Genomic DNA, 19,356 nt, shown 5'->3' with positions numbered 1-19,356 from the left:
CGAAAATCCCTTGCCTATTTACCCTGGTTTTTGCGCTGGTTGCGGGCCCGCAGCCAGAACACCGAGAAGAACGCCAGCACGAAGACGATGGCAAAGGCGCCGGCCAGCACGGTCGAAAGGCTGCCGAGCGCCAGCATCATGGTCGGCAGATAGTAGGCGCCTATGCCGAACAGAAGCATGATCCACACCGCTGCGATGGCCGCATTCCTGGTGTCGCGGTCCATCATGCCGCGTCCGGGCAGTGGGCGTTCATCAAGCTGGTTTTCAAGGTTTGGAGCTCCTGAGGCAGGACCAATCGGTCCTAGTGACGGTGGTCGTGATGCGCGGCAGCGTGCCCGTGCCCGTGGTCGTGCCCGTGGCTATCGTCGGCGCACTGTCCGAATTCCGGTTCCACGGTGGCATGGCTGATGCCGTGCTCGCTGGCAAGCCGCTTCTTGACGGCGCTGACCGCCTGGTGCGCGTCGACGCCCTCGTCGAGACAGGCATGCAGCGTCGCCATGTTGCTGGTCCCGTCGAGCGACCAGACATGCATGTGATGCACTTCGCGGACGCCGGGGACCGTCGCTTCGATGTCCATGGCGATGAGATCGCGGTCGAGGCTGGGCGGCACGCCCTCGAGTAGGACATGGGCGGCTGCGCGCATCAGCGACCATGCCGTATACAGGATCAGCAGCGAGACCAGGACCGACAGGATCGGGTCTATCGGCGTCCAGCCGGTCGCAAGGATGACCAACGCAGCCGCGATGGCGGCGGCTGAGCCGAGCAGGTCGCCCAGCACATGCAGGATGGCGCCGCGCATGTTCAGGTTCTCGTGATCGCCGCCATGCAGCACCAGGAAGGACCCGATATTGACCAGCAGCCCGAGGGTCGCCACCACCAGCATCGGTCCGCCAAGCACCGGTGCCGGCGCCTGCAGCCGCCTCCAAGCCTCGTAGACGATCCAAAGCGCGATGACGAAGATGGCGATGCCGTTGGTATAGGCCACCAGCGTCTTGACCCGGCCGAAGCCATAGGTGAGGCGCACGGTCGCCGGACGCCCCGCAAGATGAAACGCATACCAGGCAAGGCCGAGCGCGATCGAATCGGCGAGCATGTGGCCGGCATCGGCCAACAATGCCAGTGAGCCGGTAAGGATGCCGCCGAGCGCTTCGGCGACCATGAAGCCGCCAGTCAGGCAGGCCGCGGTAAGCACGCGTTTCTTGTCGGTCGAGCCAGGCACATGACCGGGCGCATGATCGTGCCCAATGTGATCGTGCCCGCTGTGATCATGCCCGCTGTGATCGTGGATGTGGGCCAATGGCAACTCCCGTTACGCGCCTGATCTCACGCACCGAACTGCACGCGAAAATCCTCAAGCCGTCGCTTCTGCTGGCCGTCGCCATCGAAATTGGCCGGATCGAGCCACGCTTCATAGGCCTTGCGCAAGGCCGGCCACTCCTTGTCGATGATCGAATACCATGCCGTATCGCGGTTTTCACCCTTGACGATGAGATGCTGGCGGAAAATGCCTTCAAACTTGAAGCCGAACCGTTCTGCCGCCCGCTTAGATGGCTCGTTGTGGTTGTTGCATTTCCATTCGTAGCGGCGATAGCCAAGCTCGTCGAAGATGTATTTCATGAACAGGAACTGCGCTTCGGTCGCTCCCGGCTTGCGCGAGATGAGTGGCCCCCAGTAGATGTTGCCGATTTCGATGACGCCGTAGGCCGGATCGATGCGCATCAGCGTCTGGCGTCCGGCGACCTTGTCGCTGGCCTTGTCGATAACCGCGAAGAACAGCGGATCTTCACTGGCCTCCACCTTGTCCAGCCATGGCTGGAAGGCGGCACGGGTCTCCGGCGGATAGTCGGGCAGCCAGGCGAAGCGCCCATCGACATCGGATACGGACGACGCTTCATAGAGACCGTCGCCGTGTCTTGCAGCGCTCAGCGGTTCAAGCCGGACATACCGGCCGTCGATGGCCTTTCGTTCGGGCCGCGGGCGCGGTTGCCAGTCTTTGAGATTTTCCGACACCGAAAAGCTCCAATCCGTTTGACTTTTGCGGCCTGAGGCTCACAAAAACGCGACCCAACAGTAAGAACCACACGGACGGGAAAAATGCTCCACACGATTTCGGCCTTCGACCGTCTCGGCGAGGAAAACGCCTTTGCCGTGCTCGCGAGGGCCACAGCACTGGCCCAACAAGGCCGCGACATCGTCAATCTCGGCATCGGCCAGCCCGACTTCAAGACGCCGCAGCACATCGTCGAGGCGGCGATCAAGGCGCTGCGCGACGGCCATCACGGCTACACGCCGGCCAATGGCCTTTTGGCGACGCGCGAGGCGGTGGTGCGGCGCACGCTGACCACCACCGGCGTAGAGGTGTCGCCCGAAGCGGTGATGATCCTGCCCGGCGGCAAGCCGACCATGTTCGCCGCGATCCTGATGTTCGGCGAGCCTGGCGCCGAGATCCTCTATCCCGATCCCGGCTTTCCGATCTATCGCTCTATGATCGAGTTCACCGGCGCGGCACCTATTCCAGTGCCGATGCGCGAGGAAAACGGCTTTGCCTTCTCCGCAGAGGAAACGCTGGCGCTGATCACCTCCAAGACCAGGCTGTTGATCCTCAATTCGCCCGCGAATCCGACCGGCGGCGTCACGCCGCGCGCCGAGATCGAGAAACTGGTCAAGGGTCTGGAGGCACATCCCCAGGTTGCCATCCTCTCCGACGAGATCTACGACGTCATGACCTATGACGGCGAGACGCATTGCTCGCTGCTTGGCTTCCCCGGGATCCGCGATCGGCTGATCGTGCTCAATGGCTGGTCGAAGACCTGGGCGATGACAGGCTGGCGCATGGGCTGGTCGATCTGGCCGAATGGCGACAAGGGCGCTCACCTCTACGACAAGGTGCGCAAGCTAGCGGTCAATTGCTGGTCCTGCGTCAACGCGCCGAGCCAGTTTGCCGGCATCGCGGCCATCGACGGCCCGCAGGACGACGTCGACAAGATGATGCGCGCCTTCGACCGCCGCAGGAAGATCGTGGTTGACGGATTGAACGCCCTGCCTGACATATCCTGCATCACGCCCAAGGGAGCGTTCTACGCCTTCCCCAACGTCTCGAAGACCGGCTGGAAAGCAAAGAAGCTTGCTTCGGCCCTGCTCGACGAGGCCGGCGTGGCATTGATTGGCGGCCCCGATTTCGGCATTCTCGGCGAAGGCTATATCAGGCTCTCCTACGCCAACTCCGAGGAGAACATCTTGCGGGCACTGGAGCGGATCGGAGCGTTCCTGGCCAAGTGAGGCTGTCGGGCCTTGCGACCGGCGCTGGATGTTTGCAATCACGACAGAAGGTGACTCGATGTTTTACGCCATCCTCGCCTACGATGTGGAAGGAGCCATCACCGCGCTGACGCCGGAGCAGGACGCGGCATTGATGGCCGACCTGCTCGAAATCAACGATCGGCTTTACCGGGAAGGCAATCTTGGCCCATCGGCGCGGCTTGGGGCGACCCAGTCGGCCTGCACCTTGCGTGGACCGGGCGACGGAACCATTTTTGACGGGCCGTTCGCCGAGACGAAGGAACAGCTTCTCGGTCTCTATGTGGTCGACTGCGCGACACGTGACGATGCGATCGTTATCGCCCGCGACCTGCGCCGCGTTAATCCGACCGCCGTCTACGAAATCCGTCCAATCGCGCTCTACCTGCCGGGCGTGCCATTGGCCGGGAAATAACTACCCACGCCCGACGAACGGCATCTTGGTCGCCATCACCGTCATGAACAGCACATTGGCGTCGAGCGGCAGGCTGGCCATGTGGACAACGGCGTCGGCAACGTGCTGAACGTCCATCACCGCTTCGGCAGCGATAGAGCCGTTGGCCTGCGGCACGCCGACCGTCATCGGCTGCGCCATGTCGGTCAGTGCGTTGCCGATGTCGATCTGGCCGCAGGCAATGTCGTAGGGCCTTCCGTCGAGCGCCAGCGTCTTGGTCAGCCCGGTGATGGCATGCTTGGTCGCGGTATAAGGCACGGAGCCCGGGCGCGGCGCGTAGGCCGACACCGAGCCATTGTTGATGATGCGGCCGCCCATCGGGCGCTGCTTGCGCATGGCGCCAAAGGCGGCGCGAGCGCACAAGAACGAACCGGTGAGATTGACGCCGACGATATCGTTCCACACCTCGACCGGGATCTCGTCGATGGGCGTCGATTTGTAGCCCATGCCGGCATTGTTGAAGAGCAGGTCGACGCGGCCGAAGGCCGCCGCCACCGTCTCGAACAGATCGTCGACCTCGCCGGCCTTGCTGATATCGCAGGCAACCGCCAATGCCTTGGCATCGGTGCGGCCAGCCTCGGCGACCGCGGCATCCAGCACCGGCTTGCGGCGCCCGCAAAACACCGTGTTCCAGCCGGCCTTGAGCAGCGCCGTAGCGACGCTCTTGCCGATGCCGGTGCCGGCGCCGGTGACGATGGCGGTTCTTTTTACGGTCATGGCTATTGTCCTCCGAAGCGACGCGCGCTCGCGCTATTTTCCGGGTTTGCGCACGAAGCAAAGGGATCGCAAATGACGGCGGCGATGGCAAGCCGAAGCACAAAGCATGATCCGAAAATTGGGATCCGATTTTGCTCGAGATCATGCTCGGGCGAGCAGATCGTGCCGACAAAAAGGGCGGTCATTGGCGACCGCCCTGATCTGGACCGGGCTTGGGAGGAGGAAAGCCGATCCAACTGGTTAGAATGATGCGCTTGCTGGGTTAACGAAAGGTTAACGCCAGACAAGCCACCTGTGCCGTTTTGGCCTACCAGCGCGGATTGGGTGAAGTTCCGGCCTTGGCCGGCACCTTGGCTGCCGAAACTGTCGCCTCGACATGATCGACCAGCGCATCCGGCAGGCCAAGCCGGCCGGCCAGCAGGTCGAGGTAGCCGCGCTCGGCGCGTGTGTCGGGATCGATGGTCAGGCGCGATGCCGTGTAGAGTTCGAGCTTCTGCGCATCGGTCTGGGCGCCTGCCACCAGCGCGTCGAGGTCGAGCGGGCTCGCCAGCTCCGCCATCAGGAATTTTTCGGCGTCGGAGCCGATGCCCGAAAGACTGAGCTTGCCGGCGATCTTCTGGCGCTCGTCATCGTCGACATGGCCGTCGGCCTTTGCTGCCGAGATCATCGCCCGCACCAGCGTCAGCGTGAATTCGTCCTCGCCTTGCGGCGCCTGCGACGGGTGGAAGGCGGTGTCCTTGGGCGGCGGCAGCAATTCAGGTTCGCCGCCTGCCGGCGCCTCGGCCGGAGCATTGCCGGCCTTGTAGTTCTGGTAAGCCTTGTAGGCGAGCCCGCCGATCGCGGCCAATCCACCGAGCTTCACCGCGGTACCCGTCACCTGGCGGCCGGCACCGGTTCCGAGCAGCACTGCAGCGAGCGCTCCAGCGGCCAGCGGATTGTCCTTGGCCATCTGCACGGCCTGGCCCGCCTTGTCGCGAACGGTGCCACTGGTGCCCGGGATTTGCGAGCCGAGCAGATCGTCGAGAAGCTTCTTGGGATCGAACATTCAGTGCCTCCAGGATTGCCCGGCCGAACGGGCAGGTTTCGGACGTCGAAGACGTAGGTCCCGGATCCTTGCATTACAATGACAAACCGTCGCCTTGCGGCTGTCGATAACAGAGCCAAACTAGGATCCGATGTGCGGATCCCTGCCCCGCGCCTGCGCAAGCTCGACTTGCCGCTGACGCTCGGCATAGCGCTGGCGGTCCTCGTCCGAACGCGCATCGAAGCAATGCGGGCACGAAACACCGGCGGCAAATTTGGGCGATGTCAGGTCGTTCGGCGTCAGCGGATGGCGGCAGGCGCGGCAGAGTTCCGCCTCGCCCTCGGCGAGGCCGTGCGACACAGAAACGCGCTCGTCGAAGACGAAGCACTCGCCTTGCCAGAGGCTCTGTTCGGACGGAACCTCCTCGAGGTATTTGAGGATGCCACCCTTGAGGTGGAACACGTCCTCGAAGCCGAGCGATTTGACGTAGGCGGTCGCCTTTTCGCAGCGTATGCCGCCTGTGCAGAACATCGCGACCTTGCGGCCTTCGAACTCCGCCCGGTGTGCTTCCACCCAGGCCGGAAACTCGCGAAAGCTGGCGGTAGCAGGGTCGATTGCGCCCTTGAAGGTGCCGATCGATACCTCATAGGCGTTGCGCGTGTCGATGATGACAGTGTCGGGCTCGGAAATCAGCGCATTCCAGTCGGCAGGCGCGACATAGGTGCCGGCGCTCGTCGCCGGATCGATATCGGCGATGCCCATGGTGACGATCTCGCGCTTCAGCCGCACCTTCATGCGATGAAACGGCATTTCCGCGGCTACGCTGTATTTGACCTCGAGGCCGGCGAGCCCTTCGACGGCTTCGAGATAATCGATCAGTTCGCCGATCGCCGTTTCGCTGCCGGCCACGGTGCCGTTGATACCCTCATGCGCCAGAAGCAGTGTGCCCTTGATGCCGCGCCCGCAACAGAAGGCAGCGAGCGGCGCGCGCAACTCCTCGAAGGCGTCGAGCCGGGCAAACCGGTAGAGCGCCGCGACGCGGAGAGGTTGAAGTGATGTCATGGCCGAAGCCACTAAACGCTCCCGCAAGCCGATTCAAGGCAGCGCCGGAATCCAGCCAAGTATCGGCCGCGCGTGACATCGCGACACGCTTCGTTTCATGGACAGAAAAACACCCGTCTGCTAATCGGTTGAATTGCCCTCAAGCGCGTCGCGCCGAAACCAATTCATACGACGCGCTTTAGGTCTTTGTTTTATGGATGTCGTTTTCCCAAAGCCGGGATCCCTTTGGGCGACATGCGCTAGGATACGGAGAGACAGATGCCCAGCAAGACCGAAAACCTCCTGTCGCTCCTAAACGGCCAGCCGGTCATCCCGGTGCTGAAGATCGCCAATGTCGCTGATGCCGTGCCCTTGGCCCGCGCCCTGGCACGCGGCGGCCTGCCGGCGATCGAGATCACGCTGAGGACCGCCGACGCGCTTGAGGCGATCCGGCGGGTGGCTGGTGAGGTCGAGGAAGCCATCGTTGGCGCCGGCACCATTCTCGATGTCAGGCAGTTCGAAAAGGCAGCGAGCGCAGGCTCGCGATTCATCGTCAGCCCCGGCATCACCCGCGAGCTTCTGGCGGCAGCAAGCGACAGCGCTGTTCCGCTGCTACCCGGCGCCATCACGCCCGGCGAGATCATGGCCGCACGGGAAGCCGGCTTGCGCTTTCTCAAATTCTTCCCGGCTGAGCAGTCGGGCGGCATCGCCTCACTGAAGGCCTTCGCCTCGCCGCTTGCCGATGTGAAATTCTGCCCGACCGGCGGCATCACCGGCAAGAACGCGGCCGATTATCTCAGCCTGCCCAATGTCATCTGCGTCGGCGGCTCCTGGGTGGCCCCGGACGATATGGTCAAGGCCGGCAAGTGGGACGAGATCGAAGCCCTGGCGCGTGCGGCAAGCAAGCTGGCGAAGTAAGGCCTTCGTCGCCGCATGAAAACCCGGCCGGCTTCCGTCGACCGGGTTGCGTTCCTGCTGCGAGCAGGGTCCGTCGCAGGTTTCGAGCCATCCGCGATCACTGCGATGTCACACCGGAGTGATCCGCCGATGGCAGCGGCATAGCGGCTGGTCTCGCAGCAAAAAGCCGCGCAGGTTGCCCAGCGTGGCTTTGTCGATTGGCTGATCGCTCACTTGGTCTGGAAGCGGGCGACCGAGAGGAACTTGACCGCGTTGCCTGTAAAGCGGTTGGCATCAGCCATCTGGTTGTCCTGCTGGAAGCCGGCCGTGTAGACCTCGCTCGGCGCCGTGTGCACGATGCTGTAGGCGTAGCCCGGCGCCGTCGTCGCGCTCGAGACGGTGGCGACATGCTCGCCGCTGGTCAGCGCCCAGCGGGCGGCCTGCGGTGCGGCGGCAACCACCATGGCCTTGGGGCCTGGCTTCAGGTCGCGCGCGGTGGCTCTCGATTCCTTGCGGGTGGTTTTCACGCCGGCACCGATCGCGGCGACCGGATCGGAGCCGGCCGGGCGGGCAACGACAGCCTCGCGCGGCGATGCGGCATCATTACCCGACGGATCGTTGAAGGCCGAACGCGGCTCGGACTCGGACAATGAAGCAACCTGGTATTCGCCGGCCGCGCCGACCTGGGCATTGGCCTCGTCGAGAACGGCCTTGACCGCGTCCGGCCGGGCCATCTCGGGGCGCGCCGTCGGCAGCACCGAGAACGCGTCGGTCGCGGTCTTGCTGTGCTCAGCCGTATCGGCCAGCGCCATCAGCACAGTCTTGCTGGGGGACGCAGCCAGAGCGGCCGGCAGAGAAGCGTCGGGGCGCCATGTCGGCAACGGTATGTTGTTGACGGCAATCTGGGCCGGATCAGCCGAAGCCGTTGCATCGGCCATGCCGAATGGAACGGTAGCAGGCGCATGTGCGGTCGCCACGGCCTGCTCGGTGGTGGCTGTCGCATCCGCCATCCCAAAAGGAACGTTTTCAGGCGGCTGAGCGCCGACATCGGCCTTCGGCCGCGGTGCGAAATCAGGCAACGGAACGCTGCGTGCAGGCAATGCCGCTATGATCGTCTCCGGCGTGTCCTGTTCAGGCTCGGGGGCCTGCTCCTCGGTCACCTGCGGAATCTCGGCGCGCTGCGCGTTCTCCGGCGCCACGATGGCGATGCCTGGCAGGTTGCTGGTCTTTGCTGCCTCGGCCGGCTTCAGGTTTCTCGCCTTGGGCGGAGGTGCGGCCGAAGCGGTCTCGACATCGGCGCTGTCGTCGGCCTCGTCGTCGCCGCCGCCAAAAAAGGCCGACAGGAACCCGCCTGATTTCTTGCCGCTGCCAGCGGCGCTGGCCAACTCGATGGCCGGCGAGCCCGAACCCTTGCGCGCCTTGTAGGAGGCGAGCGCCTGCTCAAAGCCGGGCAGCGGCCTGCCGTCGCTCGGCACATGCAGCGTCTTGCCATTGGGGAACAGGCTGACCAATTCCTGGCGGCTGATGCCGGGCCAATGGCGCACATTGCCGACATCCATATGGACGAACGGCGAACCGGAGGACGGATAGTAGCCGACGCCGCCGCCCTGCATCTTGAGACCGATATTGCGCAGCTTCTTCAGCGGCACGCCGGGAATGTAGAAATCCATCGCCTTGCCGAGCATGTGCTGGCTCTTCTCGGCGACACCCCGGCTGCGGCTGCGCAGCATCGAGTTCGTCGACGGCGAGCGATAGCCGCAGACGACCTGGATGTAGTCCGTGGCGCCGGCTTCCCGGTACGCTTCCCAGACCAGATCGAGCAGACGCGGATCCATCTTGGTCGGCTCGTTGCGACGCCAGTCGCGCAGAATGATGTTGATCTTCCTGAGACCCTCCGGGACGTAGCGGCCGTTGCGCTTGTAGACGATCTCGGCCTTCTCGTGTGTATGGAGGTGATAGAGCTTCAGCGAACGTGTTTCGGCGCTAGCTCCGGTCGCAGCCGCGGCAACAAAACCAAGTGCGACAATCAATGCCGCCAGCCACTTCGGCCAGACGTTCACTTGATGGTGCCGCCCGTTTGTGTGTCGTTCGATTCTGTCCAAATCAAAAGGCCCTGCAGGCTGCCGTTTGTCCCCGGATTTGTCCAAACGGATGTGTCGTGATCACATCCGAATATCGATCCTAATGGTTAATCATCGCTTATTGAAGTCGAAATGCGGTAACACCGTGGCGATATCCCGTCCAAAATTGTACACGGGGTTTCTTGGTAAACCACTGGTTTAGATCATGTTTCCGCCTTTGCGTGGAACACGATCTGTTACCGTTAGCCTTAATGCGTGAACAGCGCTGTCCATAGGCCCGCCACAATCCGCCAACCGCCGGTATACGGCCTGTTGTGGCATTGCAGACTGGTGCCGAGCTTGCGGCTCAGGAAGCGAGCCGGTCGACCCGGCCGGTCTCGGGGTCGATGCCGTATTCCTTGAGCTTGCGATAGAGCGTCGAGCGGCCGATGCCGAGTCGGCGGGCGACTTCGCTCATCTGGCCGTTGTAGTGATCGATGGCGAGCTTGATCATCTCGAATTCGACATCGGCCAGAGCGCGTACATTGCCGCGATCGTCGAGCGCCCGCAACGTGCCGAAGCGGGGCGGCAACCTGGCTGGCGAATTGGACTCGGTTGCCGGGCTAACCTCGCCGGGCAAGGCTTCTTCTTCGTCCCCCTGCGGAGGCAAGGACGGCGACAGCGCATCGCCGTCGGTGTCGAGGTTGACGGTGCCTTCCACCTGCGCCCGGATCTGCGGGAAGTCCTCCGTGGTCAGCAAATCGCCTTCGCAGAGCACCGAGGCCCGGAAGACGGCATTTTCGAGCTGCCGGATGTTTCCGGGCCAGTCATAGGCCTGCAGCACGGCGAGCGCCGCGGCCGAAATGCCTTGCAGGCGATGACGCGGGTCGGCCGGCGCCACCTTGTCCATGAAATGGGTGACCAGGTAGGGGATGTCGTCGCGGCGGTCGCGCAGCGGCGGTACGAAGATCGGATAGACGTTCAGCCGGTAGAACAGATCCTCGCGGAACTTGCCGTCCTTAACCTGCTGCAGGAGGTTGCGGTGCGTTGCCGAAATCAGCCTGATGTCGACCCTGACGGTCGAGCGTCCGCCGACCGGGTCGACCTCGCCGTCCTGCACGGCGCGCAACAGCTTGACCTGCACGTCGAGCGGCAGGTCGCCGATCTCGTCGAGAAACAGCGTGCCGGAATGCGCTTCGACGAATTTTCCGGTGTGCTTGTCGGTCGCTCCGGTGAACGAGCCCTTCTCGTGGCCGAACAGGATCGATTCGACCAGATTGTCGGGAATGGCGCCGCAATTGACGGTGACGAAGGGTTTCGAGCGGCGGTCGCCGCTGCCCTGGATGGCGCGCGCCACCAGCTCCTTGCCGACGCCGGATTCGCCCTCGATCAGGATCGGAATGTTGGATACCGCCGCCTTCTGGCCAAGGCGGATCACCCTGTCCATGGCCGGGCTGTGCGTGATCATGTCCTTGAAGGTCAGAAGGCCGCTGCGCCGGCGCGACGTGCGCTTGACCTCGCCCTCGACGGCCTCGACCTTGAGCGCATTGCCGATCGACGCCTGCAGTCTGTCCGGAGACGCCGGCTTGACGACGAAATCGAAGGCGCCGTGGCGCATCGCCGAGACCACGGTCTCGATGCCGCCCTGGGCGGTCTGCACGATCGTCGGGACATTTATGTCGCGCTCGCGCATCGCCTTCAGCACGCCGATGCCGTCGAGACCGGGCATGACCAGATCGAGGATGACCACCGAAACCTCGCGGGCGCTGAGCCCGTCGAGGACATCGAGAGCAGCCGCGCCGCCATCGACGACGATGGCCGTGTAACCGAACCGTGTCACCGCCGCTTCGAGCAGCCGGCGCTGCACGGGATCGTCATCGACTATGAGTATGGAACCTGTCATGACTGGTATGACTGCCCGCCCGAGGAATTCTGCCCTGTGGACCATCTTGGCACAGGGTTCTAAATAAGGTTTCAAAAAACCCGGTGAATGAATTCCTTAGGATTTGACCGGCTTCTCGTTTCCCCCTGAATCTTGGCCACGGAAGGTGTCGGCAATGCACATGGTCTCTGGGCACATGGTTTCTGCTCGGCAGCTTGCGGCACCAGCGTCCGGTCAGGGCGCGGCCGAGCTTGGCGACCTGCCGGAATGGAATCTTGCCGACCTCTATGCCGGCATGGACGCGCCGGAACTGAAGCGCGACATCGCCAAGGCCGCCACCGATGCGATCAGCTTCGAGAGCCGCTGGAAGGGCACGCTGGCCGCCGAGGCAGAGCGCGGCGGCGCAGGCAGGCTGGGCGAGGCGCTTGTCGCCTACGAGGCACTGGAGGAACTGATCGGCCGCATCGTCTCCTATGCGGGGTTGGTCTATGCCGGCAACACTGCCGACCCGCAGCGCGCCAAGCTCTATGGCGACATCCAGGAGAAGATGACCGACGCCAGCGCGCACCTTCTGTTCTTCGCGCTCGAACTCAACCTGATCGACGATGCCGCCATCGAAGGCGCGCTCACCGGCGATCAGGCATTCGGCCACTACCGGCCTTGGGTGCTCGATCTGCGCAAAGACAAGCCCTACCAACTCGAGGACCGTGTCGAGCAGCTCTTCCACGAAAAATCTATCACCGGACGCGGTGCCTGGAACCGACTGTTCGACGAGACGATGACCGATCTTCGCTTCGACATCGACGGCGAGGAACTGACGCTGGAGCCGGCGCTGAACCGGCTCCAGGACGCCGATGGCGAGGTGCGTCGCCGGGCGTCCGAGGCGCTGGCCACAACCTTCCGCAAGAATTTGCGCACCTTCACGCTGATCACCAACACGCTGGCCAAGGACAAGGAAATATCGGACCGTTGGCGCGGCTTCGAGGACATTGCCGACTCACGCCATCTCGCAAACCGCGTCGAGCGCAGCGTGGTGGATGCCCTGGCGTCCGCCGTTCGCGATGCCTATCCGCGCCTGTCGCACCGCTACTACGCGATGAAGGCGCGCTGGCTGGGCATGGAGGCGATGAACCATTGGGACCGCAACGCGCCGTTGCCGGACACGCCTCAGGCGATCATCGGCTGGGACGAGGCCAGGAACACCGTGCTGTCCGCGTATCACCGCTTTTCGCCAGACATGGCGGAGATCGCGCGAACCTTCTTCGACCGCAACTGGATCGACGCTCCGGTGCGTCCGGGCAAGTCGCCCGGCGCCTTCGCGCATCCGACCGTGCCGTCGGCGCATCCCTACGTGCTGCTCAACTACATGGGCAAGCCGCGCGATGTGATGACGCTGGCGCATGAACTTGGCCATGGCGTGCATCAGGTGCTGGCCAGCGGCCAGGGCGCGCTGATGGCCTCGACGCCACTGACCCTGGCCGAGACCGCGTCCGTCTTCGGCGAGATGCTGACCTTCCGCTCACTGCTCGACCAGACCACCGACAGGCGCGAGCGCAAGGCCATGCTCGCCCAGAAAGTCGAGGACATGATCAACACGGTCGTGCGCCAGATCGCCTTCTATGAATTCGAGCGCAAGGTGCATGCCGAACGCAAGAACGGCGAACTGACCTCTGACAGGCTCGGCCAGTTCTGGCTCGAAGTGCAGGCCGAAAGCCTGGGTCCGGCGATCAAGCTGCGCGAAGGCTACGAGGTGTTCTGGACCTACATCCCGCACTTCATCCATTCGCCCTTCTATGTCTATGCCTATGCCTTCGGCGACTGTCTGGTGAACTCGCTCTATGCCGTCTATCAGAACGCCGAGCGCGGCTTTCAGGACAAGTATTTCGAAATGCTCCGCGCCGGCGGCACCAAGCATCATTCGGAGCTTCTGGCGCCCTTCGGCCTTGACGCCACCGACCCCGCCTTCTGGCAGATCGGGCTCGGCGTCATCAGCGGCCTGATCGACGAGTTGGAAGTGCTCGACACTTGAAATGCGTCCCGCAGGCGTCGCCAAACAGTTTAGCCCGAGTGCATGTTGGTATCGCTGTATTCTTGCTCTAAATATCTGTTCTTGAAGTACTCTCCATCGAAGTTTTCAGATAGCTTTCCACAAGCTCTATGATAGCCTTCGCTCCAAGCTCAGCCGGAGCGCATGCGGATCGGCGAGGAAAGATCTCAGCCGGCCGTAGCGCTCAGGCGAACGCGACGATGGCCGTTGGCCATGGCAAGCAAGGCCGATTGCCGACAGCTCGAACCGAAGCCGGCTGTTCTGCGAACCGCGGAACCACCATCGAGTAGTCCTGCGCCGAAGGTCATGACCCCACGGCAGACGGATCTGACTGGAGAGAGACAATGGGCACTTTTTTCTACATGCTCCTGGCATTCCTGGTAGGCGTGCTTGTGGGCTGGTTCCTGTGGGGCCGCCTGCGCGGTGAGTTGGACAGCTTGCGTGGCGACATCGACCGCACACGCAGCGAGCGGGACAGGCTGCGCGCCGACAGCGACCGGCTGACCGGTGAACTCGATGCATGCGGCAAGACTCGCGCCGATCTTGAGCGCCGGCTGCGCGACGCGCAGGCGACGCCCGCTGCCAGTGCCACGACAAACGCCGCCCCCTCGGCCCTGATGTCGCCGCCTTCGACGGCCAAATCCGCGCCCACAAAGCCGGCGCCTGCCAAGCCGGTGGCCGCAAAGGCAGCCCCTGCAAAGGCAGTGGCTGCGAAATCGGCGGCGCCAAAGGCGGCAGCGTCGAAACCTGCGGTCAAGCCCGCGGCGAGCAAGCCGGCAGCCGCGACCTCGGCAGCCAGGAGTTCGACCGCACCAAAGGCAGCCCCAGCCAGGAAAGCCGCACCGGCACCGGCCAAGCCAGCATCCGGCAAGCCCGACAATCTGCGCCGGCTGATTGGCATTGGGCCGGTCAACGAGAAGCTGCTCAAGGCGCAAGGCGTCACCAGCTTCGCCCAGATCGCCGGCTGGACAGCCGCCGATATCAAGCGGATCGAGGACGTGATGAATTTCGACGGCCGCATCGCACGCGAGCGCTGGATCGAGCAAGCGAAGCTGCTCGCTGACGGCAATGAGAAGGAATTCGCCAAGCAGTTTCCAACTGCTGGAACCGCCAGCAACACCTGATTGTCAGGCAATAGCTGAAGATTGCAACGGCGGCGCCAATACGGTGCCGCCGTTTGCTTTTTGGCCTCTGGGTTGGCCCAAAGTCGACCCGACGGTCGGCTCAAAGGTCGTCCCCAAGGTCGGCCCGAGGTCGGCTTTGAGTGGCAGGGTGCCGTTCCCTCGATTGCGCGCGAGCGGCCCCCCATATAGAGCGATCGACGGCTTCATCGACCGCAGCATCCGGTGCCCATGTCCCTGCCCGCCGCAATTTTCCGCAACGACGAAAGCGCGCGCCAGCTCGTTTTTGACCGGCCGGCCGACGTCATCATGGCGCATGAGGCAAAGGATTTCCTGCCGGCGCTGGTAGCTGCACAAGCCGCGCACGACGCTGGCAAATGGCTTGCCGGCTATTTCTCCTACGAGGCGGGTTATTTGCTCGAACCGAAGCTCGTTCCCTTGCTGCCGGACAGGCGCCGAACTCCGCTCGTGTGCCTTGGCGTTTTCGATGCGCCGGTCGAAGAGGCGGTGCCGCCGCGCAATACCGTGGCGACCAATGGCCCGATCTTCGACGCCCGCGCGACGTGGTCGCCCGAGGATTACGAGAAGCGGTTCTCACGGCTGCACCAGCACATCAGACAGGGCGATTGCTACCAGGGCAATTTGACCTTTCCGGTGCATGCGCAATGGGCAGGCGACCCGCTGGCCGCCTTCGATGCGCTGACCGAACGCCAGCCGGTAAAGTATGGTGCGCTCGTCGCGCTCGGTGAACCCATCGTGCTGTCGCGCTCGCCCGAACTCTTCTTCGAGATCGACGCTGGGGGCATGATCGAGACGCATCCGATGAAGGGCACGGCGCCGCGCGGCGCGACCAAGGCCGAGGACGAACGGCAGAAAATCTTTCTGCGCAACGACGAAAAGAACCAGGCCGAAAACCGCATGATCGTCGATCTCCTGCGCAACGATATCTCGCTGATCAGCGAGGTCGGCACGCTGGATGTGCCGGCGCTGTTCCGCATCGAAACCTATCCGACGGTCCACCAGATGGTGAGCGACGTCAGGGCCAAACTGCTGCCGGGTCTTTCCATCCGTCAGATCTTCGCGGCGCTGTTTCCTTGCGGCTCGATCACCGGCGCGCCAAAGATCCGCGCCATGGAAATCCTGCATGATCTGGAAGGCACGCCGCGCGATGTCTATTGCGGTGCCATCGGCTGGATCGCGCCCGGCGGCAGGATGCGCTTTTCCGTGGCGATACGCACCATCTCACTCTTTTCCGGTGGCGCGGCCGTCTACAATGTCGGTGGCGGCGTCGTCTTCGATTCGACGGCGCAGGAGGAGTATCAGGAGTGTCTGCTGAAAGCGCGCTTCGCGACGGGAACACCGCCAATTTCCAGCTGATCGAGACCATGCGCTGGGAACCCGGTTCGGGCTTCCTGCGCTTCGATCGCCATCTCGCCCGCCTCTATGGTTCGGCGGCGGAACTCGGCTTCCGCTATGATCCGGGCAAGGTCGGCGAGGCATTGAGCAGCGCGGTCAGCGGATCCCGCATTGCCATGCGCACCCGCCTCGTCCTGTCGCAAGACGGCGAGGTGACGGCCTCGGCACAGCGCTTTGAACCCCTCGCCGCCGACAAGGTCTGGCTGCTGCGGCTGGCGCGAACGAGGCTCGATTCGCACGATACGCTGCTGCGCCACAAGACCAGCCGGCGGCAGCTCTACACGCATGCCCGCGCCGAATATCTCATCACCCAGGCGGACGAGGTGATCCTGGCCAACGAGCGCGGCGAAATCTGTGAAGGTACCATCACCAACGTCTTCGCCGATTTCGGCGACGGAGCATTGGCGACGCCCCGGCTCGACTGCGGCCTGCTGCCTGGCGTATTGCGCGCGGAGCTTCTGGACGAAGGCCGCGCCCATGAAGCGATCTACAGCTTGGACGATCTGAAGACCGCCAGGGCGCTGTTCGTCGGCAACTCGCTGCGCGGACTGATTCCGGCCAAACTTACCTGAGAGAAGCCCAAACAATGTTTGTCGTCTCGCTGAACTACAAGGCGCCGCTGACCGAAATCGACCGCTTGCAGGCGGCGCACGTGGAATGGCTGAACGCCTGCTATGCGGACGGCATCTTCGTTGCCTCCGGGCCGAAGAAGCCGAGGACCGGCGGCATCATCATCGCACGATGTCCGCGCGAGGTGCTCGACGCCAGGCTGGCCGCCGACCCTTTCGCCAAGGCAGGCGCGGCCGAATATGATGTCACCGAATTCCTGGCGAGGATGACCGCCGCCTGCCTCGATCATCTCAAGGAGGCATGAGCTTGGCCGAGGCGCTGCCCGCCCACACGCCTTATGACGGTTCGTCGAAACTCTTCAGCATCGGGCTGAAGCCTCTCGATCCGGCGGACTGGATCGAGGTCGACGATCATCTGCTGCCTTATCTCGCCGAGAAGCGCCGGCTCTACGCGGAAATCCCCGAGCGCGTTTTTGTCGAGGAGGACGGCACGCGGGACGCCCAGCAGGAAGTGCTCGAATTGCTCCGCGCGTATCTGCCCGGGAGATTTCCCGGTATCTATCACCCCACCGATACGGGCATCGAGGCTGCTGATGCCGCGAACCATCCCGCCATTCCTTCCGGTCTGGGCGATGCGCCGCTGGTCACGGCTTCGCTGCTGGTCCAGGAAGACCTGATCCTGATGCGCCGCAGCGACAGCGGCTGGCGGCTTGTCGCAGGCTCGCTGTGCTTTCCCTCTTCCTGGTCGCTTCTCGAAAAGTTCGGCAAGCCGCTGCAGGACATCCACGCCCCGGTGCCGGGTTTCGGCCCGGGCACGCGTCCGGCCGAGCTGATCAACCGCATGTTCGACGGTCTGCAGGGCCAAGCCGTCGAGCGCTACAACTGGTCGATCCAGTCGGGCGACGCGCTCTACCATCCGCTCTCCGACCTGCAGCGCATCGACCGCGCCACGAACCGGCCCTCGCGTTTTCCCGACGGCGACATCGACGCCCATGCCTTCATCCGTGTCGAGCGTCAGACATTGCGAAGACTGCCTGTTACACGCGATATCCTGTTCACCATCCGCATCCATCTCGACCCGCTCGCCGTCCTCGCCCGGCACCCGGATCGGGCGATGCTCGCGGTGTCTTTCGCCGCCCAGCTCGAAGCGCTCGATCTCGCCCAGCTCGACTACAAGGGCCTGACCGCAGACCGTGACCGGCTGATCTCAGTCCTTAACCACATGGCCAATGACGGCTAGCCGCTGGTTGGCGCTTTTCGCTGGTTTGTGACAATGATCTGTGATGTAGCGCATGGCCGCCGGGCAAAGATGCCCGGTTTTGTGTGCGTGTTCCCAGTTTCCTGGGCTTTGAAGGAGTGTTCGATAAAATGGCGACCGAAAACTGGCCCGTTTACGGTGAAATCACCGGCCCTGTCGTGATGATCGGCTTTGGTTCGATCGGCCGGGGAACGTTGCCGATGATCGAGCGCCATTTCCAGTTCGACAAATCGCGCATGACCGTCGTCGACCCGCGCGACACCGACCGCAAGCTGCTCGACGATCGCGGCATCGCCTTCGTCCAGGAAGCGGTAACCGAGAAGAACTACAAGAAGCTCTTGACGCCGCTTCTAACCAATGGCGGCGGTAAGGGCTTTTGCATCAACCTGTCGGTCGATACCGGCTCGGTGGACCTGATGCGGCTCTGCCGCAAGCTCGGAGTGCTCTACATCGACACCGTCGTCGAGCCATGGCTCGGTTTCTATTTCGATGCCGAGGCCGACAACGCTAGCCGCACCAACTATGCGCTACGCGAGGCGATGATCCAGGAAAAGCACGACAAGCCCGGCGGTGCGACGGCGATCTCCACCTGCGGCGCCAATCCCGGCATGGTCTCGTGGTTCGTCAAGCAGGCGCTGGTCAATCTCGCCACCGATCTTGGCCTCGAGTTTTCAGAGCCTGCGCAGGACGACCGCGAGGGCTGGGCCAAGCTGATGAAGAAGGCCGGCGTCAAGGGCATCCACATCGCCGAGCGCGACACCCAGCGCGCCAAGAAGCCAAAGCCGATGAATGTGTTCTGGAACACCTGGTCGGTCGAGGGCTTCATCTCCGAAGGCCTGCAGCCTGCGGAGCTCGGCTGGGGCACGCATGAGAAGTGGATGCCGAAGAACGCCAAGAAGCACAAGCATGGCTCCAAGGCCGCGATCTACCTGGAGCAGCCCGGCGCCAACACGCGCGTGCGCTCATGGTGCCCGACGCCCGGCGCGCAGTACGGTTTCCTGGTCACCCACAACGAGGCGATCTCGATCGCCGATTTCTTCACCGTACGCGGCAAGAAGGGCAAGGTGCACTACCGCCCGACCTGCCACTACGCCTACCATCCCTGCAATGACGCGGTGCTGTCGCTACACGAGATGTTCGGCGCCGCCGGCACGGCCCAGCCTGTGCACCACGTGCTCGACGAGAACGAACTGGTCGACGGCGTCGACGAGCTCGGCGTGCTGCTCTACGGCCACGACAAGAATGCCTACTGGTACGGCTCGCATCTTTCGCTCGCCGAGGCGCGCAAGTTGGCGCCCTACCAGAACGCCACCGGCATGCAGGTCACCTCGGCGGTTCTCGCCGGCATGGTATGGGCATTGGAAAACCCGGAGGCCGGCATCGTCGAGGCCGACGAGATGGACTACAGGCGCTGCCTGGAAGTGCAGTCCCAGTATCTCGGGCCGGTCGAGGGCCACTACACCGACTGGACGCCGCTCGATAACCGCCCCGGCCTGTTCCCGGAAGACCTCGACCGGAACGACCCGTGGCAGTTCCGCAACATCCTCGTCCGATAGCGCCCTGCTCGGAATAC

At 63.6% G+C, this 19,356-nt stretch carries 18 protein-coding genes; 10 read left to right on the top strand and 8 right to left on the bottom strand.

Annotated features, from left to right (window positions below):
* Positions 1-14 precede the first annotated feature (14 nt).
* From NKJ01_RS01080 to NKJ01_RS01070, 3 genes are all read right to left on the bottom strand, one after another.
* On the bottom strand, positions 15-227 hold the full coding sequence (locus NKJ01_RS01080; RefSeq protein WP_023759764.1) for a hypothetical protein: 213 nt from the start codon (positions 225-227) through the stop codon (positions 15-17).
* A 74-nt stretch (positions 228-301) separates the two neighbouring features.
* Positions 302-1,297, bottom strand: a complete 996-nt coding sequence (locus tag NKJ01_RS01075; protein WP_352725317.1) for a cation diffusion facilitator family transporter — start codon at positions 1,295-1,297, stop codon at positions 302-304.
* 26 nt (positions 1,298-1,323) lie between these two features.
* Entirely contained in the window at positions 1,324-2,010 is a 687-nt protein-coding gene (locus NKJ01_RS01070) for a GNAT family N-acetyltransferase (protein WP_352725315.1), read from the bottom strand.
* A gap of 84 nt (positions 2,011-2,094) precedes the next feature.
* On the opposite strand from NKJ01_RS01070, the gene NKJ01_RS01065 reads away from it, so the two are divergent.
* Both NKJ01_RS01065 and NKJ01_RS01060 read left to right on the top strand, forming a co-directional pair.
* On the top strand, positions 2,095-3,279 hold the full coding sequence (locus NKJ01_RS01065) for a pyridoxal phosphate-dependent aminotransferase (RefSeq protein WP_023759761.1): 1,185 nt from the start codon (positions 2,095-2,097) through the stop codon (positions 3,277-3,279).
* Between the two features lie 58 nt (positions 3,280-3,337).
* Complete coding sequence (locus NKJ01_RS01060) at positions 3,338-3,712, top strand: YciI family protein (RefSeq protein WP_352725313.1); 375 nt, start codon at positions 3,338-3,340, stop codon at positions 3,710-3,712.
* On the opposite strand, the gene NKJ01_RS01055 is transcribed toward NKJ01_RS01060, so the two are convergent.
* From NKJ01_RS01055 to trhO, 3 genes are all read right to left on the bottom strand, one after another.
* Complete coding sequence (locus NKJ01_RS01055; protein WP_023759759.1) at positions 3,713-4,468, bottom strand: SDR family oxidoreductase; 756 nt, start codon at positions 4,466-4,468, stop codon at positions 3,713-3,715.
* A gap of 307 nt (positions 4,469-4,775) precedes the next feature.
* Positions 4,776-5,513 carry a tellurite resistance TerB family protein gene (locus NKJ01_RS01050; protein ID WP_023759758.1) on the bottom strand — a complete coding sequence of 246 codons (738 nt, stop codon included), beginning with the start codon at positions 5,511-5,513 and terminating at the stop codon, positions 4,776-4,778.
* Positions 5,514-5,633: 120 nt separating this feature from the next.
* Positions 5,634-6,554 carry an oxygen-dependent tRNA uridine(34) hydroxylase TrhO gene (gene trhO, locus NKJ01_RS01045; protein ID WP_352725311.1) on the bottom strand — a complete coding sequence of 307 codons (921 nt, stop codon included), beginning with the start codon at positions 6,552-6,554 and terminating at the stop codon, positions 5,634-5,636.
* Between the two features lie 258 nt (positions 6,555-6,812).
* On the opposite strand from trhO, the gene NKJ01_RS01040 reads away from it, so the two are divergent.
* Positions 6,813-7,451 carry a 2-dehydro-3-deoxy-phosphogluconate aldolase gene (locus NKJ01_RS01040; protein ID WP_352725309.1) on the top strand — a complete coding sequence of 213 codons (639 nt, stop codon included), beginning with the start codon at positions 6,813-6,815 and terminating at the stop codon, positions 7,449-7,451.
* 209 nt (positions 7,452-7,660) lie between these two features.
* Here the strand turns inward: NKJ01_RS01040 and mepK are convergent, their stop codons facing one another.
* Positions 7,661-9,490, bottom strand: coding sequence for a peptidoglycan L,D-endopeptidase MepK (gene mepK, locus NKJ01_RS01035; RefSeq protein ID WP_352725307.1), 1,830 nt, complete (start codon positions 9,488-9,490; stop codon positions 7,661-7,663).
* A gap of 367 nt (positions 9,491-9,857) precedes the next feature.
* Entirely contained in the window at positions 9,858-11,393 is a 1,536-nt protein-coding gene (locus NKJ01_RS01030; protein ID WP_352725305.1) for a sigma-54-dependent transcriptional regulator, read from the bottom strand.
* A gap of 175 nt (positions 11,394-11,568) precedes the next feature.
* Here NKJ01_RS01030 and NKJ01_RS01025 point away from each other — a divergent pair, with 175 nt between their 5' ends.
* The 7 genes from NKJ01_RS01025 to NKJ01_RS00995 all read left to right on the top strand — a co-directional run bounded on the left by NKJ01_RS01025 (position 11,569) and on the right by NKJ01_RS00995 (position 19,339).
* Complete coding sequence (locus NKJ01_RS01025; RefSeq protein ID WP_502905837.1) at positions 11,569-13,401, top strand: M3 family oligoendopeptidase; 1,833 nt, start codon at positions 11,569-11,571, stop codon at positions 13,399-13,401.
* A gap of 362 nt (positions 13,402-13,763) precedes the next feature.
* Complete coding sequence (locus NKJ01_RS01020; protein ID WP_352725303.1) at positions 13,764-14,543, top strand: helix-hairpin-helix domain-containing protein; 780 nt, start codon at positions 13,764-13,766, stop codon at positions 14,541-14,543.
* A gap of 228 nt (positions 14,544-14,771) precedes the next feature.
* Entirely contained in the window at positions 14,772-15,917 is a 1,146-nt protein-coding gene (locus NKJ01_RS01015; protein ID WP_352725301.1) for an aminodeoxychorismate synthase component I, read from the top strand.
* Positions 15,866-16,528 (top strand): aminotransferase class IV family protein, encoded by a 663-nt coding sequence (locus NKJ01_RS01010; protein ID WP_031260321.1) that lies wholly within the window; start codon positions 15,866-15,868, stop codon positions 16,526-16,528. The genes NKJ01_RS01015 and NKJ01_RS01010 overlap by 52 nt, the downstream gene beginning before the upstream one ends.
* Before the next feature lie 14 nt (positions 16,529-16,542).
* Entirely contained in the window at positions 16,543-16,830 is a 288-nt protein-coding gene (locus NKJ01_RS01005) for a YciI family protein (RefSeq protein WP_352725299.1), read from the top strand.
* Positions 16,827-17,765, top strand: a complete 939-nt coding sequence (locus tag NKJ01_RS01000; RefSeq protein WP_352725297.1) for a heme-dependent oxidative N-demethylase family protein — start codon at positions 16,827-16,829, stop codon at positions 17,763-17,765. The genes NKJ01_RS01005 and NKJ01_RS01000 overlap by 4 nt, the downstream gene beginning before the upstream one ends.
* Before the next feature lie 128 nt (positions 17,766-17,893).
* Positions 17,894-19,339, top strand: a complete 1,446-nt coding sequence (locus NKJ01_RS00995; RefSeq protein ID WP_352725295.1) for a homospermidine synthase — start codon at positions 17,894-17,896, stop codon at positions 19,337-19,339.
* Positions 19,340-19,356: the final 17 nt, after the last annotated feature.

This window comes from Mesorhizobium sp. M0276, assembly GCF_040321755.1.
In the GTDB taxonomy this organism is placed as follows: domain Bacteria; phylum Pseudomonadota; class Alphaproteobacteria; order Rhizobiales; family Rhizobiaceae; genus Mesorhizobium.
The sequence above is the reverse complement of the archived record's forward strand: the minus strand, read 5'-3'. Positions and strand labels throughout refer to the sequence as shown.